We start from the raw sequence: 13,766 nt of genomic DNA, 5'->3' as shown, positions 1-13,766 counted from the left end.
CCGACGCTTCCCGCGGAACATCGGGTGTTCCACGTGAAACATCGCGTGTACGGAGGTCAGCGCCCTCTCAGCCCGGTGCTCCGAGCTCCCGCGTGTGCAAAGGTGCCTCCACGCTAGCGTCATTTGTGGCGCGGTGAACAGTGGGCCCCCACGGTTCTTGCGATGATCGGGCGGTGACCAGGATGGAGCAGTACCCCTACCAGCCGCCCGAGCCGCACCGCCGAGGCGGCTCGGGGCAGGGTTTCGGGCACGGCGGCGGAACCCCTGAAGGCGGCCGTGACGCCGATCCCGGGCACGGCCGCGATCAGGGCCAGGGCCAGGGCCAGGGTCAGGGCCCGTCCGACGGTCACGGGCACGCGCACGGCCACAGTCACGGCCACGGCCCCGCCGCCCCCGTGTCCAAGCACCTGCGCAAGGTCATCGCGGCCGTCCTCGTGCCCTTCACCGCGGCGGTCCTGGTCGGCCTCATGGTGCTCTGGCCCGGAGAAGCCCCGTCGCACAAGCGCACGGGCGTCGGCTTCGACCGGCAGACCCAGCAGGCCACCGTCACCCAGGTCGTCGAGGTCAGCTGCAAGTCGGTGAACGCCTCCGGCGACACCCCGACCGGCGACACGTCCACCGCCGAGGGCTCTTCGGCGCAGCAACAGGCCCAAGGCAGCTGCAAGAAGGCGACCATCCGCGTCGACACCGGCAAGGACAAGGGCCGTACGTTCACCGAGATCGTGCAGCCGGACCAGTCGCGTCAGCTGCACCAGGGCGAGAAGGTGGTGGTCGCCTACGAGCCCTCGGCCCCCAAGGAACTCCAGTACGCGGTGACCGATGTGAACCGCAAATTCCCCATGACGCTGCTCGCGGGGATCTTCGCCGTGGCCGTCGTGGTGGTGGGCCGGCTGCGCGGCGTGATGGCGCTGGTCGCCCTGGCCGTGAGCTTCCTGGTGCTGACGCTGTTCATCCTGCCGGCGATCCTTGAGGGGTCGAATCCGCTGGTGGTGGCCGTCGTCGGATCGAGCGCCATCATGCTGATCGCCCTGTACATGTGCCACGGCCTGTCGGCCCGTACCTCGGTGGCCGTGCTCGGCACGCTGATCTCCCTCTCGCTGATCGGCGTCCTCGGCTCGCTGTTCATCGGCTGGGCCGCGCTGACCGGCAACACGGACGACAACACCGGCCTGATCCATGGCCTGTATCCGTCGATCGACATGAGCGGTCTGCTGCTGGCCGGCGTCATCATCGGTTCGCTGGGCGTCCTGGACGACGTGACGGTGACACAGACGTCGGCCGTCTGGGAGCTGCACGAGGCCAACCCGACGATGGGCTGGCGCGGCCTGTACCGGGCGGCCATCCGCATCGGCCGCGACCACATCGCGTCCGTGGTCAACACCCTGGTGCTCGCCTACGCCGGTGCCGCGCTGCCGTTGCTGCTGCTGTTCTCGATCGCGCAGAGCAGCGTGGGGACCGTGGCCAACAGTGAGCTGGTGGCCGAGGAGATCGTGCGCACGCTGGTGGGCTCCATCGGTCTGGTGGCCTCGGTCCCGGTCACCACGGCGCTGGCCGCGCTGGTCGTGTCGGCCGACCGGCCTGGCCCGGACACCACGGCGCCCGCCGGGGCGCAGCCCGCGCCGGCCCGGGGCGGCCGGGGCCGGCGCCGGAAGCGCTGAGCGAGGCGGAACCGCACCGGAGACGATGGGCACGGTGGAGCCGACTCCACCGGGTACCGCAGGGGTACGGCGGGCCGGGCACCCCTTGCAGAAGCGTTCCTGCACCGCTCCACGCGGAAGGACGGAGCGCCCCCCGCCTCCGTGCCGTAACGCTTCAGCCGGCGCTCTGCTCCTCGGCGAGGATCCGGTCCAGAGCCTCGTCGAGATGAGCGTCGAAGTCGGCCAACGCCCCCTCCTGACCGAGTGGGACGAGCTTGTCCGTGCGGTCCAGGAAGGCCACCAGCGGCGGCGCCGACGAACGGAACAGGGCCTGGTCACTGCCTACCTGAAGCCGGATCAGCACCTCGCCCAGCATCTCGGGATCGGTCGGGGCGATGTGCACATCGCCTTCGCCGCACGGACGGCCGACCCCGTCGATCAGCAGCTCCCGCCCGAAGGCCCAGGTCACCGGCGCGTCACCGGGCAGATGAAAGGTGAGCCGCACGGCATAGGGATCACATGTCTCGTAGCGCAACTCCACTGGGATGCGGAAGGAGAGCTCCTCCGACACGAGAAAGCTCATCATGACTTCTGCCTGCACGGACTCGCGCATCGTCTATCCCGTCATATGACATCGACTGGCCGGGAATGATCCTTCTGACCGTGGACAAATCTTGCTGAAAGTACACGGGAGATCACAAGGAGTAAGTTTTCAGATACTGATAGAGAGGGTGAGCGACCCCAGATGCCGCCCGATCTCCGCCTGCAGCCGGTGGGCCGCGGGCAGCAGCCGGTCGGCCTGGTGGACGGGGAGGGAGATGGCCATGGTGGCCGCGGTGGTGCCGACCGTGATCGGGACCGCCGCGCAGACCGTGCCGATCGCGTACTCCTGACGCTCCACCACCGGTTCCATCCGTCCTGTCCGGGCCAGCCGGCGCAGCAGCGCGTCGTTGTCCCGCACGGTGTTCGGCGTGAGGGGCCGCACCGGGTACCGGGCGAGATGGTCGCGTCGCGCTTCCTCGTCCAGCTGGGAGAGCAGGCACTGCCCGATGGCGTGCGCGTGGCCGGTCTCGCGGAAGTCCGCCCACTCCTCCACGGCGGGCGCCTGATGCGAGTCGGAGACGCAGATGACCTCGATCTCGCCGTCCCGGTACATCGCGTAGTACACCGGCACACCGATGGAATCGCGCCAGTGCGCCAGCGTGTCCGCCACCGTGCTGCGACGTTTCTGCTGCGCCCCGCTGCGGCCCAGCCGTTCCGCGGCGTCGCCGAGGAAGAACAGCCCCTTCTCCCGGCGCAGATAGCCTTCGTGCACCAGGGTGCGCAGCAGGTGGTACGCCGTGGGCAGCGCGAGGCCGGTCTCGCGGGCGAGCTGTTTGGCGGGGGCGCCGTACGCGTGGGCGGCGACGGTCTCCAGCAGGCGCATGGCGCGCTGGACGGATCCGATGAGCGTGGTGGTGGGCGCGTCGGTGACCGGCGGTCCCGGCCTGGCGGCACAGGGCGCTGGTCCGGAGCGGTCCACGGCGCGCGGGACGCCGGTGATGTCCGCCGCGTGGGGCTGGCCTGGGACGGCCAGGGGGGCCGGTCGCTGGACCGGGGTCGCGCAGGAGCGCGGTGGGGCGTGGGGTGCGTGGGGTTCTACCGGTGCGGTGTCAACCGTGGCCAAGGGTCACTCCCGAAGCGCGAGGGGGCAGCCCGTGCGGAGAGGAGCACGGAGGGGATCTGCGCCACCCACGAGGCCGGGCCCCGTGGGGAGTTCCGGACTTTAACCGTCCGCCACCGCGCGCAGACGGGTCCCGGGGAAACTTCCCTCCCCCGAGGGAACCGGCACCCCGTCACGGGTGACCGGCTCCCGGGCGCCTCACCAGTCGCTGCGGGACGAGGAGGTGCCCATGAACTTGCGCACGACGTAGATCAGTCCGCCGACCAGGGCGACGAAGACCAGCACCTTGAACAGCAGGCCGATCACGAAACCGACCACGGTCGCTATCAGGCCGCCGAACACGACCAGGGCGATGACCGGCACCGCGACCCACTTCACCCACCACGGCAGCCCCGCGAAGATCTCTCGCATCGCCCTCGTCCTTCGTTCTCGTGCGTTGTCCCTCTTCCCCACCGATGCTAGGGCCGCGCAGGGTGCTCCCGGGGGCCTCGCATCCCCCGTCCTCCCCTGAGCCGTCCCCTAGGGAACCCCGGGGTCCGGGCTCACGCCTCGGGCGGAGAGAACACCACGAGCACCCTGAGGTCCTCGCTGATGTGGTGGAACTTGTGGGGGACTCCGGCGGGCACGTACACCACGCTGCCCCGCGCCACCTGGGTCGTCTCCAGGCCGACCGTGATCGCGGCCCGGCCGCTGACCACGAAGTACACCTCGTCCTGGCCGTGCGGCTGCTGCGGGTCGTGCTCGCCCGCGTTCAGCGCGTACAGGCCGACCGACATGTTCCGCTCGCGCAGGAACTGCAGATAGGCACCCTCGTTGGCGGCGCGCTCCGCCTCCAGTTCGTCCAGCCGGAATGCCTTCATCGCCGCTGCCGCCCTCGCCTCACTGCTCGCTGTTGCGCTGCCCGCCGCCGTACCGCTCGCCGTCCGTCCGGCCAGGGCCCGCCCGGTCTGCCACGATCAGACACATGAAGAATTTCCTAGTCAAGACGATTGCCAACGCGGGCGCCCTGGCGGTCGCGGTATGGCTGCTCGACAAGATCACCCTGACCGGTGACAGCACCGCCAAGAAGGCCGGCACGCTGATCGCCGTCGCGCTGATCTTCGGCCTGGTCAACTGGCTGGTCAAGCCGATCGTGAAGGTGCTCACCTTCCCGCTCTTCATCCTCACGCTGGGCCTGATCACCCTGGTGGTGAACGCCCTGATGCTGCTGCTCACCTCCTGGGTGTCCGGCAAGCTCGACCTGAGTTTCCATGTGGAGGGTTTCTGGACGGCCGTCCTCGGCGGCCTGATCATCTCCGTCGTCTCCTGGGCGCTGCACGTCGTCCTGCCCGACGAGGACTGAGCGGGCCATGACCTACCGCGTCTGTTTCGTGTGCACCGGCAACATCTGCCGCTCCCCGATGGCCGAGTCCGTCTTCCGCGCGCGCGTGGCGGAGGCCGGGCTGGCGGACCTGGTGGCGGTCGACAGCGCCGGTACCGGCGGCTGGCACGAGGGCGAGCCGGCCGACCCGCGCACGATCTCGGTCCTGGAGGAGAACGGCTACGACAGCGAGCACACGGCCCGCCAGTTCCTGCCGTCGTGGTTCGCCCGCCTCGACCTCGTGATCGCCCTCGACGCCGGCCATCTCAGGGCCCTGCGCCGCCTCGCGCCCACCGAGGAGGACGCGCGCAAGATCCGTCTGCTCCGCTCCTTCGACCCCGCCGCCGGCGACGACCTCGACGTACCGGACCCGTACTACGGGGGGCGGGACGGCTTCGAGGAGTGCCTTGAGATGGTGGAGGCGGCGAGCACCGGTCTGCTCGCCGCCGTACAGGAAGAACTGGAGGGACGGGCCGCATGAGCGATGCCACGAAGGACGAGGGCCGCACCGGCGACGGCACACGCGCGGTACGGGCGGGGCTGCCCGAGCCGGTCAAGCACGAGCCGACCCTGCCCGGACCGGTGTTCGCGGCACACTTCCACCTGCCCGGCGAGGTGACGGGCCCCTACCTGTACGGCCGGGACGACAACCCGACCTGGACGCTGCTGGAGCGGGCCGTCAGCGAGCTGGAGGCGCCCGGGCAGGAGGACGTCGAGACGCTGGTCTTCGCCTCCGGCATGGCGGCGATCTCCGCCGTGCTGTTCTCGCAGCTGCGCGCCGGCGACGCGGTCGTGCTGCCGTCCGACGGCTACCAGGTGCTGCCGCTGGTCGGCGCCCAGCTGGAGGCGTACGGCATCGAGGTGCGCACCGCGCCGACCGCCGGCGACGCCCAGCTCGACGTACTCGACGGAGCGCGGCTGCTGTGGATCGAGTCCCCGTCGAACCCCGGGCTCGATGTGTGCGACATCCGGCGGCTGGCGGAGGCGGCACACGCGCGTGGCGCCCTGGTGGCCGTCGACAACACGCTCGCCACGCCGCTCGGGCAGCGTCCGCTGGCGCTGGGCGCCGACTTCTCCGTGGCCAGCGGCACCAAGCAGCTCACCGGGCATGGCGATGTCCTGCTGGGCTACGTCACCGGCCGCGACGCCGAGGCGATGGCCGCCGTACGCCGCTGGCGCAAGATCGTCGGGGCGATCTCCGGGCCCATGGAGTCCTGGCTCGCGCACCGGTCCATCGCCACGCTCCAGCTGCGCGTCGACCGGCAGAACGCCACGGCCCTCGCCGTCGCGGAGGCACTGCGCCGGCGACCGGAGGTCTCCGGCCTGCGCTACCCGGGTCTGCCCGACGACCCCGCGCACAAGATCGCGGCTCAGCAGATGCGTCGCTACGGCTGTGTCGTCTCCTTCACGCTGCCCACGCGCGCGCGTGCCGAGCGCTTTCTCGCGGCCCTGCGCCTGGTGGAGGACGCGACGAGCTTCGGCGGGGTACGGTCCACCGCCGAACGCCGCCGCCGCTGGGGCGGAGACGCCGTCCCGGAGGGCTTCATCCGCATGTCCGTCGGTGCGGAGGACCCCGAGGACCTGGTGGCCGACGTCCTGCGTGCCCTGGACGAGTCCGCCGGGTGAGCCCGGCGCGTCCGCGCGCCGACCCGTTCGGACGGTCCGAGCCTCCCCCCTCGTGGCTCGGACCGCCTGCGGCTTCCGCAGGAGAAATGCCGCGTGAACCAGGCTAGTTGACTCTGCGTCAGTGTCCAATCACGCTAGCGACAGAGGCCTATCGACTTATTTATAGTTGGTGCCTGCCTGGGGGCCGGAGAGGGCAGCGACAGGGAGGGCATGCCATGGATCTGGCCTTGCTGCGGACCTTCGTCACCGTCCACAGGGCCGGCTCCTTCACCCGCGCCGCCGCACTGCTCGGCCTCTCCCAGCCCGCCGTCACCTCGCAGATCCGCACCCTGGAACGTCAGCTGGGCCGACCTCTCTTTCTCCGTCAGGCGCGCGGGGTGACGCCGACGACCATCGGCGACGAACTCGCGCACAAGGCAGCGCCGCATCTCGACGCCCTGGTGGAGATAGCCGAGAGCGGACTGGACGACGACTCCTCGCTACGGACGCTGCACCTCGCCGGGCCTCCCGAGTTCACCGCCGAACGTGCCCTGCCCGCCCTCACGGAGCTGACCGGGGACGACGGCCAGGGCTTCGCGCTGCGGGCCTCCTTCGGGACAGCCGAGGAAGTGCTCGACGGGCTGGCCTGCGGCCACCATGATCTGGCCATCAGTACGACCCGGCCGCGCGGTGCCCTGTTCACCGCGACTCCGCTCTGTGACGAGGAGCTCGTGCTGGTCGCGGCTCCGCGCTGGGCGGGGTGGATCGGCCCGGACGCCCTGCGGCTGAAGGGCGCGCCCGCTCTGGAGAACCTGCCCGTCGTCGAGGTCCACGAGTCGCTGCCCTTCGTCTCGCACTACTGGGCCTCCGCCTTCGACGCCCGTCCGGCCGCCTCCGGCACGGTCATCGTCCCCGACCTGCGGGCCGTGCTCTCCTGTGCGATCGCCGGGGCCGGGCTCGCGGTACTGCCCCGTTACCTGTGCGCCCCAGCTCTGGACGAGGGCACGATCGTCCCCCTGCACGACCCGGCGGTGCCGCCGCTGCGCACGTATTTCCTGGTGGCGCGGACCGGCACGCTCGCCTTGCCGCACATCGCGCGGGCCCAGGAGTGGCTTCAGCGCGCGGCCACGGCCTGGTGCTGACACCGCCGGCCGGGGGGCCTACGCGCTGCGGTCGGGTCGTGGCACTTTGCGATGTTTCACGTGGAACCAGCCGGGCCACATTTCTCCCATGACCGTCCGACCCGTGGTCAAGCGCACCGCCCGTGCCGTTCTTCTGGACGGTGACGACCTGATCCTGATCAAGCGCACCAAGCCCGGTGTCGATCCCTACTGGGTCACCCCCGGTGGCGGAGTCGAGCCCGGGGACTCGACCGTCGTGGACGCCCTGCACCGGGAGGTGTACGAGGAACTCGGCGCCAAGATCACCGATGTGGTGCCGTGCTTCGTGGACACGGTGGAACACATCGGTGAGGACGGCGGCGCGACCGGTGTGAAGGTGCAGCACTTCTTCGTCTGCCGGCTGGAGTCCATGGACCCGTCCCTGCGCCATGGCCCCGAAGTGGACGAGCCTGCCGGTGAGTACGAGATCGTCCGCGTCCCGTTCACCCGCGTCGGCATCGCCTCCGTCCACCTCGTCCCGCTGTCCCTGCGGCACTACCTCGACGGGAACATCGAGGGGGTGCGCGCCATGCACGCCCCCGACCTCGGGTAGGCCAGGTCAGCCGGCGCCGGCGAACAGTTCCTCCACCGAGTCGTGTCGTATCCGGCTCGACGGGATGCCGATGTCCCGGAGCGTGTCGATGCCGCTGCGGATCATTCCGGGAGGGCCCGAGAGATAGGCGTCGTACTCGTGCCACGGGCCGTAGGCGCGCAGGGCGTCGGGGAGCTGGAGATGGGCCCTCTGGTCTATGACGGCCCGGACCGACAGCCAGGGGTGGCTCTGCTGGAGCCGGAGCATGGTGTCGATGTCGTACAGGTCGTGGTCGGTGCGTGCGCCGTAGAACACCTCGACCGGGCGGCGTTCGCCGTGCTCGGCGACGTCCTCCACCAGGGCCTTGATGGGGGCTATGCCGGTGCCGCCGCCCAGGCAGAGCAGTCCGCTGTCGGTGGTGTGGTCGACGGTCATCGAGCCGGCCGGCGGACCGAGGCGTATGACGTCTCCGGGCCGGGCCCGGTGCACCAGCGCGTTGGAGACCCAGCCGGCCGGGACGGCCTTCACATGGAAGGTCAGCAGCCCGTCGCTGCGGGGCGCGGAGGCGAAGGAGTAGTGCCGCCACACCCGTGGCCACCAGGGTGTTTCCAGGCTCGTGTACTGGCCGGCGAGGAAGGGGTAGGGCTGGTCGGGGCGGACGGTGAGGATCGCGACGTCCGGGGTCCGCAGGTCGTGCGCGACGATCTCCGCCTGCCACCAGGCCGGGGCCCGCAGTTCGTCCGACGCCGCAGCGTCGATCATGACCTGCGACATCGTCGTGTAGGCCCGTACCCAGGCGGCCTCGGTCTCCGGGGTCCAGACGGCGGCGGCGTACTTGCTCAACGCGCCGATGAGGCATTCGCCCACGGCCGGATAGTGCTCGGCGCGCGTCCCGTACTTGCGGTGCCCACGGCCCAGATTCTCCAGGTAGTCGACGAGGACCGGGGTGTCGTCCAGGTGCTCGGCCGCCGTGAGCAGTGCCTTCAGCAGGCGGTCCCGCTGGGCGTCCATCGCGGCCGGGAAGAGCGACCGCAGTTCGGGGTGGCGGACGAAGAGGAGGGCGTAGAAATAGGAGGTGACCTTGTCGGCCACGGGGCCGATCTCCGTCATCGTGCGGCGGATGAGGAGAGCGTCCGCAGAGCCTTCCTCGGCGGCCGGGGCGGACCGCTGCGCCGGCACGTGCCGCGGGTCCACGGAGTCGGCCTCCGGCACCGGTGCGGTCGGAGGCGCGAGGTCCGGCGCGGGGCTCGCGACACCCGACGCGGCCGGTCGCCCCACCGGCCGCAGCACCGCGGGCCGGCGCCTCTCCGGCGTCTCCTGATCACCGTCCGGCGGCGGAGCCGATGGCACCTTGCGCGGCGTGAACCAGCCGCCCCCGCCCGACATGTCGTTCTTCCCCGACGTGGTGGCCGGAGCGTCCATGGTGTGCCCTCGCCTCGAACATCTTTCGGTCGGTCTGCGCACCCTCCTCCTCGGAAGGCGCATGCTTTCCCCCGGCGGGCGGCCAGCCGTAGCGCTTTGTCCGCAGCCTCTCATCCCGATCGGCTGCCGCGGTGACGAACCCGGAAAGCGGTTCTTCGATCTCTCCGTCCCGCTAGGCTGCATGCCCTGCTCTCGGACCGCACGGGATGCTCGCGCTCCATCCCGGACGTGAACCGGAGTCGACCCTACCGGCCGACGCCACACACACAAGTCCCCCCGCCCTCCCCCACCAGGAGTACACGGTCCGACTCGTGACGATCGCCAACTACCGAGCGGGTCCGACCAGTTCATAGGCGTCCCACAGGTCCCGCCCCGTGTAGGAGTGGGTCGCGAGTCCGGTCAGGTGGGCATCGGCGTTGACCGCGACGGAGACCGGTACGGCAGCAAACAGTTCCTTGTCCGACGACGAGTCGCCGTACGCCACACAGTCGGCCCGGGTCAGGCCGAACTCCGCGCAGAGCCGGTCTGCGATGGTCACCTTGGCCGCGGCACTGAGCACCCCGGACGGGTCGACAGGCTCGGTGAACGGTACGGCCGGGAAACGGGAGCCGTGCGCCGCATGGGCGCCCCAGTCGAGGAGGAGTTCCACGAAGAAGGACGGCGAGAGAGACACCACCGCGCAGTACTCGCCCGCGCTCCTGATCTCCGTCCAGACCTCGCGGATCCGGGACAGCCAGGGAGCCGCCTCGAACGCGGTGCGCACATCCCGCTCGGTCAGTTCCGCCCACAGGTCGTACACCCGTGCCGCGTACTCCGGCGGACCGATCCGTCCCTCAGCGATCGCACGGTCCAGCGCCACCGTCTCGGCCTCCAGGCCCAACTGGCGGGAAATCTCCACTGGCGCCGTCGTGCCGTGCAGCAACGTGCCGTCGAGATCGAAGAGATGAAGTCTCGCCATGGCCCCGAGGCTAGTGGGCTGGCGATGTTTCACGTGAAACACCCAGAGCTGTCGAGCGGCTGTACGGATGGCCACGGGATGGCCAAAAGCACGTGCGTCCGGATCGAAACGGGTGGACGGCGGGGGTGCCCGTCGGACAGCCTGACCTGCGTGCCGACTCCTTCCCTCGCCGCTCTGCCCATCCGCCGCCTGACGCTTCGCGATCTGAATGCCTGCGCCGACCTGTCCGAAGACCGGGGGTGGCCACGTGAGGAACACAAGTGGGGCCTGCTCCTCTCGGCCGGGAAGGGCTTCGGAATCGACGACCCCGAGGGCGGTCTCGTCGCCGCGTGCGTGGTCACGGAGTACGGCGCGTGGGGGCGGCCGGATCTCGGTGCCATCGGGATGGTCCTGGTGGCCGAACGCCATGCCCGCCGGGGCGTCGGACGCCGCCTGATGCAGCATGTCCTGTCGACCATGGGGACCACTCCGCTGACCCTGCACGCCACGCCGTACGGCCGCCCGCTCTACGAGGAGCTGGGCTTCAAGGTGACGGGCCGGGCCGAGATGCTGAGGGGCCGCTTCACGCACGGTGGCCCGCAACCCACGGTCGCCACCCGTGCCGCCACCGCCGAGGACCTGCCCGCGATCCTGCGTCTCGACGAGGAGGTGTTCGGCACCGACCGCACGCCCCTCATCGCCCGGCTTCCCGCCTTCGCCGATCAGTTGCGGGTGGCCGAGGAGGACGGCCGGCTCATCGGGTACACGGCCGCGTGGCCCAACATGGACACCCATGTCGTCGGCCCGCTGATCGCCCGGGACACGGAGACGGCCAAGGCGCTGATCGCCTCGCTGGCGGCCCGTACGGAGCGCCCCCTGCGCACCGACATCGACGTGCGCCACGAAGAGCTGCTGGCCTGGGCGAAGGAGCGAGGGCTGGCCTCCGTCGCCTTCAACGCGGTGATGACCTACGGCATCGCGGAGCTGCCGGGGGACTGGACCCGGCGGTTCGCGCCCCTGACGGTCGCCGCGGGCTGATCCCCCGTACGACGCGGACCGGCCCCGCCGCTCGAAGCGGCGGGGCCGGTGTCATGAGAGCCAGGCTGTGGCTCAGGCGAGCGCCTGCACGGCCGCGGTGGCGAAGCCGTGGTCCTGCTCCGGCGCGCCGCCGCCGACACCGATCGCACCGATCAGCCGGCCGTCCCGGTGGACGGGGAGACCGCCCGCGATGAAGAGCAGGGGCCGGTCGAGGGCCGTGGGCAGCGTGTGGAAGAGCCCGCCGGGCTGGACGGCGTCGACGAGGTCGGCGGTGGGCGCGTTCAGCTGGAGCGCCGTGTAGGCCTTGCGGGTGCTGGTCTCGCCGGAGATCAGCACGGCCCGGTCGTCGCGACGGAAGGCGAGCAGGTGGCCGCCGGCGTCCAGGACGGTGACGCTGACGGTGACTCCGGCGTCCTCGGCGGCCCGGCGGGCCGTGGCGACGAGCAGCTCGGCGTCCTCGATGGTGAGCGGGGCGACGGCGGTGGTGCTCATGGAGCTGTCTCCTTGGTGGTGCTGTGAGGGATCTCCCGCACCGGGAGGGGCCCCGGTACGGACGTCTGGGGATGACGGGTGGTGAAGCGCCCGGGGTGCGGGCGGCTCAGTGATGGACGGGCGTCCGCTGCTCCGCCGGCGTCCCGGAGGCGACCACGGTGCCGCGCGCACCGTCGCGGCGCTCCAGCGCGGCCGAGACGAAGGCGAGGACCAGAGCGGCGGCGGCGAGAACGGCGCCGACCCAGTTGGGGGACGTGTAGCCGAAGTCGGCCGCGATCACGAGTCCGCCGAGCCAGGCGGCCAGGGCGTTGCCCAGGTTGAAGGCGCCGATGTTCACCGCAGAGGCGAGCGTCGGGGCGCCGTGCGCCTGGTCGAGGACGCGCTTCTGCAGCGGCGGCACGGTGGCGAAGCCCAGGGCACCGATCAGGGCGATGGTGACCGCGGCGGCGATCTTGTTGTGGGCGGTGAGCGTGAAGAGCGCCAGGACGACGGCCAGGGCGCCCAGGGACACGAACAGCATCGGCATCAGGGCGCGGTCGGCGAACTTGCCGCCGATGAGGTTGCCGCCGACCATGCCGAGGCCGAAGAGGACCAGCAGCCAGGTGACCGAGCCGTCGGCGAACCCGGCGATGTGGGTCATCATCGGCGCGATGTAGGTGATGGCCGCGAAGACTCCGCCGAAGCCGAGGACGGTCATCGCCATGGCCAGCAGGACCTGGGCGTTCTTGAAGGCGGCCAGCTCGTGTCGCAGGTGCACGCCCTCCGGCCGCGGCAGCTCGGGGACGAGCTTGGCGATACCGGCGAGACCGATGACGCCGAGCGCGGCGACGATGCCGAAGGTGACGCGCCAGCCGACGCTCTGTCCGATGAACGTCCCCAGCGGGACGCCGACGACGTTGGCGACGGTCAGACCGGTGAACATCATGGCGATGGCGCCGGCCTTCTTGTCGGGCGCGACCAGCTCGGCCGCGACGACGGAACCGATGCCGAAGAAGGCACCGTGGGCGAGCGAGGCGACCACGCGTCCGATCAGCATGACCCCGAAGACCGGAGCCACGGCGGAGAGCAGGTTTCCGACGACGAACAGGCCCATCAGCAGCATCAGCATCCGCTTGCGGGGGACCTTGGTGCCGAGCACGGTCATCAGCGGGGCACCGATGACCACGCCGAGCGCGTAGCCGGTCACGAGCAGGCCCGCCGTGGGGATGGAGACCCCGAAGTCGCCCGCGACCTCGGGCAGCAAGCCCATGATCACGAACTCGGTCGTTCCGATTCCGAAGGCCCCGATCGCGAGGGCCAGAAGCGCGAGAGGCATGAAGGGGTACACCTTCCCAAACGATTGCAGGAGCGCTTTGCGTTCGTCCACAATAGTTGCAGACGCGGGCTAAATGCAAGCGACGACTATTGCGGCAGTGCTCTACCCTTGTGGTGCAGCCGCTCCGGGACGGAGGAAAACGCCAATGACAGCGACGGACCCCGCGCTCACCGCCCTCGCGCAGGGCTGGTGCGCTCTTTCTGCGCTGCACGGAAGGATCGAGGCGCACATCGAGCGCGCCCTGCAGGCCAAGCACGATCTGAGCGTGCGCGAGTACTCACTGCTGGACGTGCTCAGCAGGCAGCACGAGGGTGAGGGCGGGCATCTGCAGATGAAGCAGGTCGCCGACGCGGTCGTGCTCAGCCAGAGCGCCACCACCCGCCTGGTGACCCGGCTGGAGGACCGCGGCCTGCTGGAACGCTATCTGTGCCCCACCGACCGGCGCGGCATCTACACCAACGTCACCGCGGCGGGCCTGCGCCTGCTGGAGGAGGCACGCCCCACCAATGACGCCGCGCTGCGCGAGGCCCTGGACGACGCCGCCAAGAACCCCGAACTCGCCCCGCTCGTGCGGGTGGTGGAGTCCCTGAACGTGCCCGCGTAGG

16 protein-coding genes are annotated in these 13,766 nt (G+C 70.7%); 8 read left to right on the top strand and 8 right to left on the bottom strand.

Annotated features, from left to right (window positions below):
• Positions 1–182: 182 nt before the first annotated feature.
• The gene (locus CCN44_RS14540) at positions 183–1,658 is read left to right on the top strand and encodes a YibE/F family protein (protein ID WP_086697872.1); all 1,476 of its coding nucleotides are present in this window, start codon (positions 183–185) and stop codon (positions 1,656–1,658) included.
• A 154-nt stretch (positions 1,659–1,812) separates the two neighbouring features.
• On the opposite strand, the gene CCN44_RS14535 is transcribed toward CCN44_RS14540, so the two are convergent.
• The 4 genes from CCN44_RS14535 to CCN44_RS14520 form a co-directional block, all read right to left on the bottom strand.
• Positions 1,813–2,250, bottom strand: coding sequence for an SsgA family sporulation/cell division regulator (locus CCN44_RS14535; RefSeq protein WP_059250000.1), 438 nt, complete (start codon positions 2,248–2,250; stop codon positions 1,813–1,815).
• 99 nt (positions 2,251–2,349) lie between these two features.
• Positions 2,350–3,063, bottom strand: coding sequence for an IclR family transcriptional regulator (locus CCN44_RS14530; RefSeq protein WP_086697880.1), 714 nt, complete (start codon positions 3,061–3,063; stop codon positions 2,350–2,352).
• Between the two features lie 435 nt (positions 3,064–3,498).
• The gene (locus tag CCN44_RS14525) at positions 3,499–3,711 is read right to left on the bottom strand and encodes a DUF5326 family protein (RefSeq protein WP_059250001.1); all 213 of its coding nucleotides are present in this window, start codon (positions 3,709–3,711) and stop codon (positions 3,499–3,501) included.
• 131 nt (positions 3,712–3,842) lie between these two features.
• On the bottom strand, positions 3,843–4,160 hold the full coding sequence (locus tag CCN44_RS14520) for a cupin domain-containing protein (RefSeq protein ID WP_059250002.1): 318 nt from the start codon (positions 4,158–4,160) through the stop codon (positions 3,843–3,845).
• Positions 4,161–4,264: 104 nt separating this feature from the next.
• On the opposite strand from CCN44_RS14520, the gene CCN44_RS14515 reads away from it, so the two are divergent.
• From CCN44_RS14515 to CCN44_RS14495, 5 genes are all read left to right on the top strand, one after another.
• On the top strand, positions 4,265–4,642 hold the full coding sequence (locus CCN44_RS14515) for a phage holin family protein (RefSeq protein WP_059250003.1): 378 nt from the start codon (positions 4,265–4,267) through the stop codon (positions 4,640–4,642).
• A gap of 7 nt (positions 4,643–4,649) precedes the next feature.
• A complete protein-coding gene (locus CCN44_RS14510) occupies positions 4,650–5,141 on the top strand; it encodes a low molecular weight protein-tyrosine-phosphatase (protein WP_059250004.1) in 492 nt (163 codons plus the stop codon).
• Positions 5,138–6,286, top strand: a complete 1,149-nt coding sequence (locus CCN44_RS14505) for a cystathionine gamma-lyase (protein WP_086697871.1) — start codon at positions 5,138–5,140, stop codon at positions 6,284–6,286. Before CCN44_RS14510 ends, CCN44_RS14505 begins: the two co-directional genes overlap by 4 nt.
• A gap of 215 nt (positions 6,287–6,501) precedes the next feature.
• Entirely contained in the window at positions 6,502–7,407 is a 906-nt protein-coding gene (locus tag CCN44_RS14500; protein WP_059250006.1) for a LysR family transcriptional regulator, read from the top strand.
• Between the two features lie 88 nt (positions 7,408–7,495).
• Positions 7,496–7,978, top strand: coding sequence for an NUDIX hydrolase (locus CCN44_RS14495; RefSeq protein WP_059250007.1), 483 nt, complete (start codon positions 7,496–7,498; stop codon positions 7,976–7,978).
• Positions 7,979–7,984: 6 nt separating this feature from the next.
• On the opposite strand, the gene CCN44_RS14490 is transcribed toward CCN44_RS14495, so the two are convergent.
• Both CCN44_RS14490 and CCN44_RS14485 read right to left on the bottom strand, forming a co-directional pair.
• Positions 7,985–9,379, bottom strand: a complete 1,395-nt coding sequence (locus CCN44_RS14490) for a globin domain-containing protein (RefSeq protein ID WP_208639774.1) — start codon at positions 9,377–9,379, stop codon at positions 7,985–7,987.
• Positions 9,380–9,704: 325 nt separating this feature from the next.
• Entirely contained in the window at positions 9,705–10,337 is a 633-nt protein-coding gene (locus tag CCN44_RS14485) for an HAD family hydrolase (protein WP_079080988.1), read from the bottom strand.
• A gap of 150 nt (positions 10,338–10,487) precedes the next feature.
• On the opposite strand from CCN44_RS14485, the gene CCN44_RS14480 reads away from it, so the two are divergent.
• A complete protein-coding gene (locus CCN44_RS14480; RefSeq protein WP_086697870.1) occupies positions 10,488–11,354 on the top strand; it encodes a GNAT family N-acetyltransferase in 867 nt (288 codons plus the stop codon).
• A 72-nt stretch (positions 11,355–11,426) separates the two neighbouring features.
• Here CCN44_RS14480 and CCN44_RS14475 read toward each other — a convergent pair whose 3' ends face one another.
• Both CCN44_RS14475 and CCN44_RS14470 read right to left on the bottom strand, forming a co-directional pair.
• The gene (locus CCN44_RS14475) at positions 11,427–11,846 is read right to left on the bottom strand and encodes a GlcG/HbpS family heme-binding protein (protein WP_059250009.1); all 420 of its coding nucleotides are present in this window, start codon (positions 11,844–11,846) and stop codon (positions 11,427–11,429) included.
• Positions 11,847–11,952: 106 nt separating this feature from the next.
• On the bottom strand, positions 11,953–13,161 hold the full coding sequence (locus CCN44_RS14470; RefSeq protein WP_086697869.1) for an MFS transporter: 1,209 nt from the start codon (positions 13,159–13,161) through the stop codon (positions 11,953–11,955).
• A gap of 145 nt (positions 13,162–13,306) precedes the next feature.
• On the opposite strand from CCN44_RS14470, the gene CCN44_RS14465 reads away from it, so the two are divergent.
• Positions 13,307–13,765, top strand: coding sequence for a MarR family winged helix-turn-helix transcriptional regulator (locus tag CCN44_RS14465; RefSeq protein ID WP_059250011.1), 459 nt, complete (start codon positions 13,307–13,309; stop codon positions 13,763–13,765).
• Position 13,766: the final 1 nt, after the last annotated feature.

It is taken from the genome of Streptomyces tricolor (genome assembly GCF_002155905.1).
GTDB classification, from domain to species: domain Bacteria; phylum Actinomycetota; class Actinomycetes; order Streptomycetales; family Streptomycetaceae; genus Streptomyces; species Streptomyces tricolor.
This window is presented reverse-complemented; position numbering and strand designations above follow the sequence as displayed.